Source organism: uncultured Amnibacterium sp. (assembly GCF_964244015.1).
Lineage (GTDB): Bacteria > Actinomycetota > Actinomycetes > Actinomycetales > Microbacteriaceae > Amnibacterium.
In genome coordinates this window covers 1-4,295 of sequence record NZ_CAXTHO010000177.1, presented here as the reverse complement: position 1 = coordinate 4,295, position 4,295 = coordinate 1, and the positions used below count along the sequence as shown (strand labels likewise).

Below are 4,295 nucleotides of genomic sequence, written 5' to 3'. Positions count from 1 at the left end.
GAGACGGGTCAGACCCGACGGTGCGGAACCCACCACCAGTCTCACTGCCTCGAGACCACCCGGGGTCGATAGTGCTCAGAACAGGTTGCCGAGGACGTCGAGGTTCACCTGCGCGACGACCGCGAAGATCACGTAGCAGACGAGTGTCAGGATCGGCATCCAGCCGTAGAGCCACCCAGCCGCCTTCGCGACGCGGGCGCCGAGCGGGAGGGTCTGCTCGCGGAGGTTGTAGAGAGTCGTCGCGAGCGACATCGGGATCACGACCGACCAGACGGCCATGCACCAAGGGCACAGCACACGCAGCTCGAAGTTGAAGATGCTGTTGCTGATGAGGTAGATCACGAACCCGATGGCGAAGGCCATTCCGACGTTGAAGAGTGCCCAGAACCACCTCGGGAACCGGACACCGGCGAGTGATGCCACGCCGATGATCAGCGGCGCGGGGAACATCATCAGACCGATCAGCGGGTTCGGGAAGCCGAACGTGGACCCGATCTCGGAGTTCAGGTTCTTCGAGCATCCGATGAGCACCGAGAAGTTGCAGCTCGGGACGAACTTCGGGTTCTCGAGTACCGCGAACTTGTCCAGCGTCAGCGCGAACGCGGCGATCAGGCCGATGATTCCGCCCACGATCAGCAGGATCGCGAGCGCTCGGGAGGGCCGTGGCATCCGCTCGATCACGGCAGGAAGTATCGCACCGGAGGTGCAGCCGACAGCGCCGACGCGGCCCGCGTGCGATACTCGACTCAGGCGATCGCGTACGCGGAGCCGAACGCTTGGACAGGTCTTCGGACCGAGCCCCCTCGTGCCAGCACGGTGGGGTGGCGCTTGTCCCGCCACCGGCGCACCGCCCTGGAGCGCGACGACATTCGAGGATTTCCCGGGCCGCCGGCGAGCACGCAGCGCCGAGGCCCGAGGTGAACACGGAATCGGCGGAAGCCGTGACCGCATGAGGAGTGCACCAGCGATGGTGGAATACCGCGAGAACGACACGGAGCAGAGCAGCCAGGCGGAGGTGAAGGCCCCGCGCAGGCGGCGTCGCGCGACCTTCCAGCCCATGCCGCCGAGCGACGTGGACGCGCCCCAGCCGATCGCCGTGGATGGTGCCTCTCCGGCACCGGAGGCCGTGCTGCCTCCACCAGCCGTGGCGCAGGAGGCCCCGGCCGAAGGCGACCGCGTTCTCGACGACGCCGAAGAGCAGGGCGAGCCCGATGTCATCGTGCCGGCCTCGGTCGACTCGACGGAGCCTGAGGCCGAGCCCGGTGCGCCGACGGAGGCGCCGAAGGCTCCTGCCCGCCCGCCGCTCGCCGTGCTGTTCCAGGCGCCCCCGGCCGTTCCGCAGTCGACGGTCCTGCCGACCGAGCATCGCGTCGACGATCCGGTGGACGACGGCGACGATGACGACGACGAGGCGGGCGGCTCTCGCAGGCGTCGGCGCACCCGTCGTCGTCCCGGCTCGAACGAGTCCGAGGGCGCACCGCAGACCGAGGTCGTCACCCGCGCGAAGCCGGTCCGCGAGCCGATCACCGAGCCGCAGAAGCTGAAGGGCTCGACGCGGCTCGAGGCGAAGCGCCAGCGCCGCCGCGACGGCCGGAACGACGGCCGCCGTCGCACGGTCGTCACCGAGTCCGAGTTCCTCGCCCGCCGCGAGGCGGTGGATCGGGTGATGCTCGTGCGCACGATCGGGGACCGCGTCGAGATCGGCGTGCTCGAGGACGGGATCCTCGCGGAGCACTACGTCGCGAAGAGCCAGAACCTCTCGCTGATCGGCAACGTGTATCTCGGCCGCGTGCAGAACGTGCTGCCCTCGATGGAGGCGGCGTTCGTCGACATCGGCCGCGGTCGGAACGCCGTGCTGTACTCGGGCGAGGTCGACTGGGAGGCCGCGAGCGAGCGCCTGGGGGACAAGGGCTCGCAGGCCCGCCGCATCGAGCTCGCGCTGAAGTCGGGCGACCAGGTGCTGGTCCAGGTCACGAAGGACCCGATCGGGCACAAGGGCGCGCGGCTCACCTCCGCGATCTCGTTGCCCGGTCGCTACCTCGTGTACGTGCCGAACGGCTCCATGTCAGGGATCTCCCGCAAGCTGCCGGACACCGAGCGCGCCCGCCTGAAGAAGATCCTGAAGGACGCGCTGCCCGACTCGGCCGGCGTGATCGTGCGCACCGCGGCCGAGGGCGCGACGGAGGAGCAGCTGACGGTCGACGTGCAGCGCCTCGCGAACCAGTGGGCGGAGATCGATCACCTGGTCGAGACCGCCAGCGCGCCGACGATGCTGCACGGCGAGCCGGACCTGCTGGTCAAGATCGTCCGGGATGTGTTCAACGAGGACTTCGCCAAGCTGATCGTGGACGGCGACGAGCCGCGCGCGACGATCGAGCGGTACCTCGAGCAGGTCGCACCGGACCTGCTCGACCGGCTCGAGACCTGGCAGGGCGACGACGACGTCTTCACCGCGCACCGGCTGCACGAGCAGATCGAGAAGGCCCTCGACCGCAAGGTCTGGCTGCCGTCGGGCGGCTCGCTCGTCATCGACCGCACCGAGGCGATGACCGTCATCGACGTGAACACCGGCAAGTTCGTCGGCTCGGGCGGCAACCTCGAGGAGACCGTCACCAAGAACAACCTCGAGGCCGCGGAGGAGATCGTCCGGCAGATGCGGCTGCGGGACATCGGCGGCATCATCGTCGTCGACTTCATCGACATGGTCCTCGAGAGCAACCGCGACCTCGTGTCGCGGCGCCTCGTCGAGTGCCTGTCCCGCGATCGCACGAAGCACCAGGTCGCCGAGGTCACGTCGCTCGGCCTCGTGCAGATGACCAGGAAGCGCCTCGGTGTCGGGCTGGCCGAGTCGGTCGGCGACGGCAACACGAGCCTGGAGAAGCAGGAGTCGCAGCCGCAGCCGAACCGCCGGCGTCGCGGCGGGAACGGCAGCGGCGGACAGCAGCAGTCCCAGCCGCACCAGCAGTCCCAGGCCGCCAAAGCCGCTGCGACGCACGCGATCACGCCCGGCGTGAAGACCGCCCTGGCGCAGATCGCCGGCGCGACCCTCGCCCCGAAGCCGGTGGAGTCGGCGGAGTCGACCGTCGAGGTCCCGGTCGTCGACATCGTCGTGCAGGAGGTGCCGGCCGCGGTCGTCGCCCCCGAGGTTCCGCCGCTGCTGCTCGACCTGCCGACGGAGCACCGCGAGGCCGGGTCACGTCCGCCGAAGCGCCCGGCCGACGACCACCTCCTCGACGCCGTGCTGGAAGCGCTGCCCGCGCCCAAGGCGGCCGGTCAGGGCCGCCGCCGCAGCCGCCGCGTCTCGACCCCCACCCTCACCGCCGGCGACGAATAGCCCCCGGACTCTCCGTTTTGTAGGCAGGACCTTCCTACAAAACGGAGGGTCGGCGGTCTCGGGCTCTGACCCGGAGGCCGGAGGCGATCAGGCGCCGCGTCAGGTCGTGGGCGGAGACCTGCTCCGCGCCGAGCGCTACGAGCTCCGCGATGCGCTCCTCCGGCACGTCGTAGTGGTCCAGGTCGAAGCTCCGCCGGGGGAGCCCTGCGTGCTCCGCGAACGCGTGCAGCTCCTCCAGCGACGCATCGCTGACGAGATGCGCCCAGAGGCGATCGTGCGCCGGCCACATGGGAACGTCCACCAGCACCGCCATCGATGCATCGTCCCACCCCGTCAACACCTGGTACTGTGATCGGTCGGTGCACGGGTCGCCCGAGCGTGTTGGCCCAGCGAGCACCGATCCGACTTGGTCGGTCCTGCCGAACGGCGCTCTGCACGGAGTGCTGCGGGCAGGGTCCGACGCTCGAATGAATTCAGTCAGCGAACGAGAGTCAGGGCTCGAAGTGGTCTATGCGATTGTGCGCGCCGGTGGGCGCCAGGAGAAGGTCGAGGTCGGCACCGTCCTCGTGGTCGACCGCCAGAAGGCGACGGAGGACGGCACGCTGTCCTTCGAGCCCGTGCTGCTCGTCGACGGCGAGACTGTGACGCATGCCGCTGCCGATCTGGCGAAGATCACCGTGACGGCCGAGTTCCTGAACAACGAGCGCGGCAAGAAGATCATCATCCAGAAGTTCAAGAACAAGACCGGCTACAAGAAGCGCCAGGGCCACCGCCAGGAACTCAGCCGCGTCCGCATCACCGCGATCGGCTGAGGAGCAGCACATGGCACACAAGAAGGGCGCGAGCTCGACCCGCAACGGGCGTGACTCCAACGCGCAGTACCTCGGCGTCAAGCGCTTCGGCGGCCAGGTCGTCAAGGCCGGCGAGATCATCGTCCGCCAGCGCGGCACGCACTTCCACC

Annotated in this window: 5 protein-coding genes; 3 read left to right on the top strand and 2 right to left on the bottom strand. The window is 69.3% G+C overall.

Annotation, left to right across the window (positions count from 1 at the left end; translation table 11 throughout):
• Positions 1-75: 75 nt before the first annotated feature.
• On the bottom strand, positions 76-681 hold the full coding sequence (locus ACFE67_RS14255; protein WP_375407536.1) for a vitamin K epoxide reductase family protein: 606 nt from the start codon (positions 679-681) through the stop codon (positions 76-78).
• A gap of 286 nt (positions 682-967) precedes the next feature.
• Here ACFE67_RS14255 and ACFE67_RS14250 point away from each other — a divergent pair, with 286 nt between their 5' ends.
• Entirely contained in the window at positions 968-3,334 is a 2,367-nt protein-coding gene (locus tag ACFE67_RS14250) for an Rne/Rng family ribonuclease (RefSeq protein WP_375407535.1), read from the top strand.
• A 34-nt stretch (positions 3,335-3,368) separates the two neighbouring features.
• On the opposite strand, the gene ACFE67_RS14245 is transcribed toward ACFE67_RS14250, so the two are convergent.
• Positions 3,369-3,647 carry a DUF4031 domain-containing protein gene (locus ACFE67_RS14245; RefSeq protein WP_375407534.1) on the bottom strand — a complete coding sequence of 93 codons (279 nt, stop codon included), beginning with the start codon at positions 3,645-3,647 and terminating at the stop codon, positions 3,369-3,371.
• 190 nt (positions 3,648-3,837) lie between these two features.
• Here ACFE67_RS14245 and rplU point away from each other — a divergent pair, with 190 nt between their 5' ends.
• On the top strand, positions 3,838-4,146 hold the full coding sequence (rplU, locus tag ACFE67_RS14240; RefSeq protein ID WP_375407533.1) for a 50S ribosomal protein L21: 309 nt from the start codon (positions 3,838-3,840) through the stop codon (positions 4,144-4,146).
• Positions 4,147-4,156: 10 nt separating this feature from the next.
• Positions 4,157-4,295: 50S ribosomal protein L27 (locus ACFE67_RS14235; RefSeq protein ID WP_375407537.1), on the top strand; the 139-nt coding region annotated here is incomplete at its 3' end.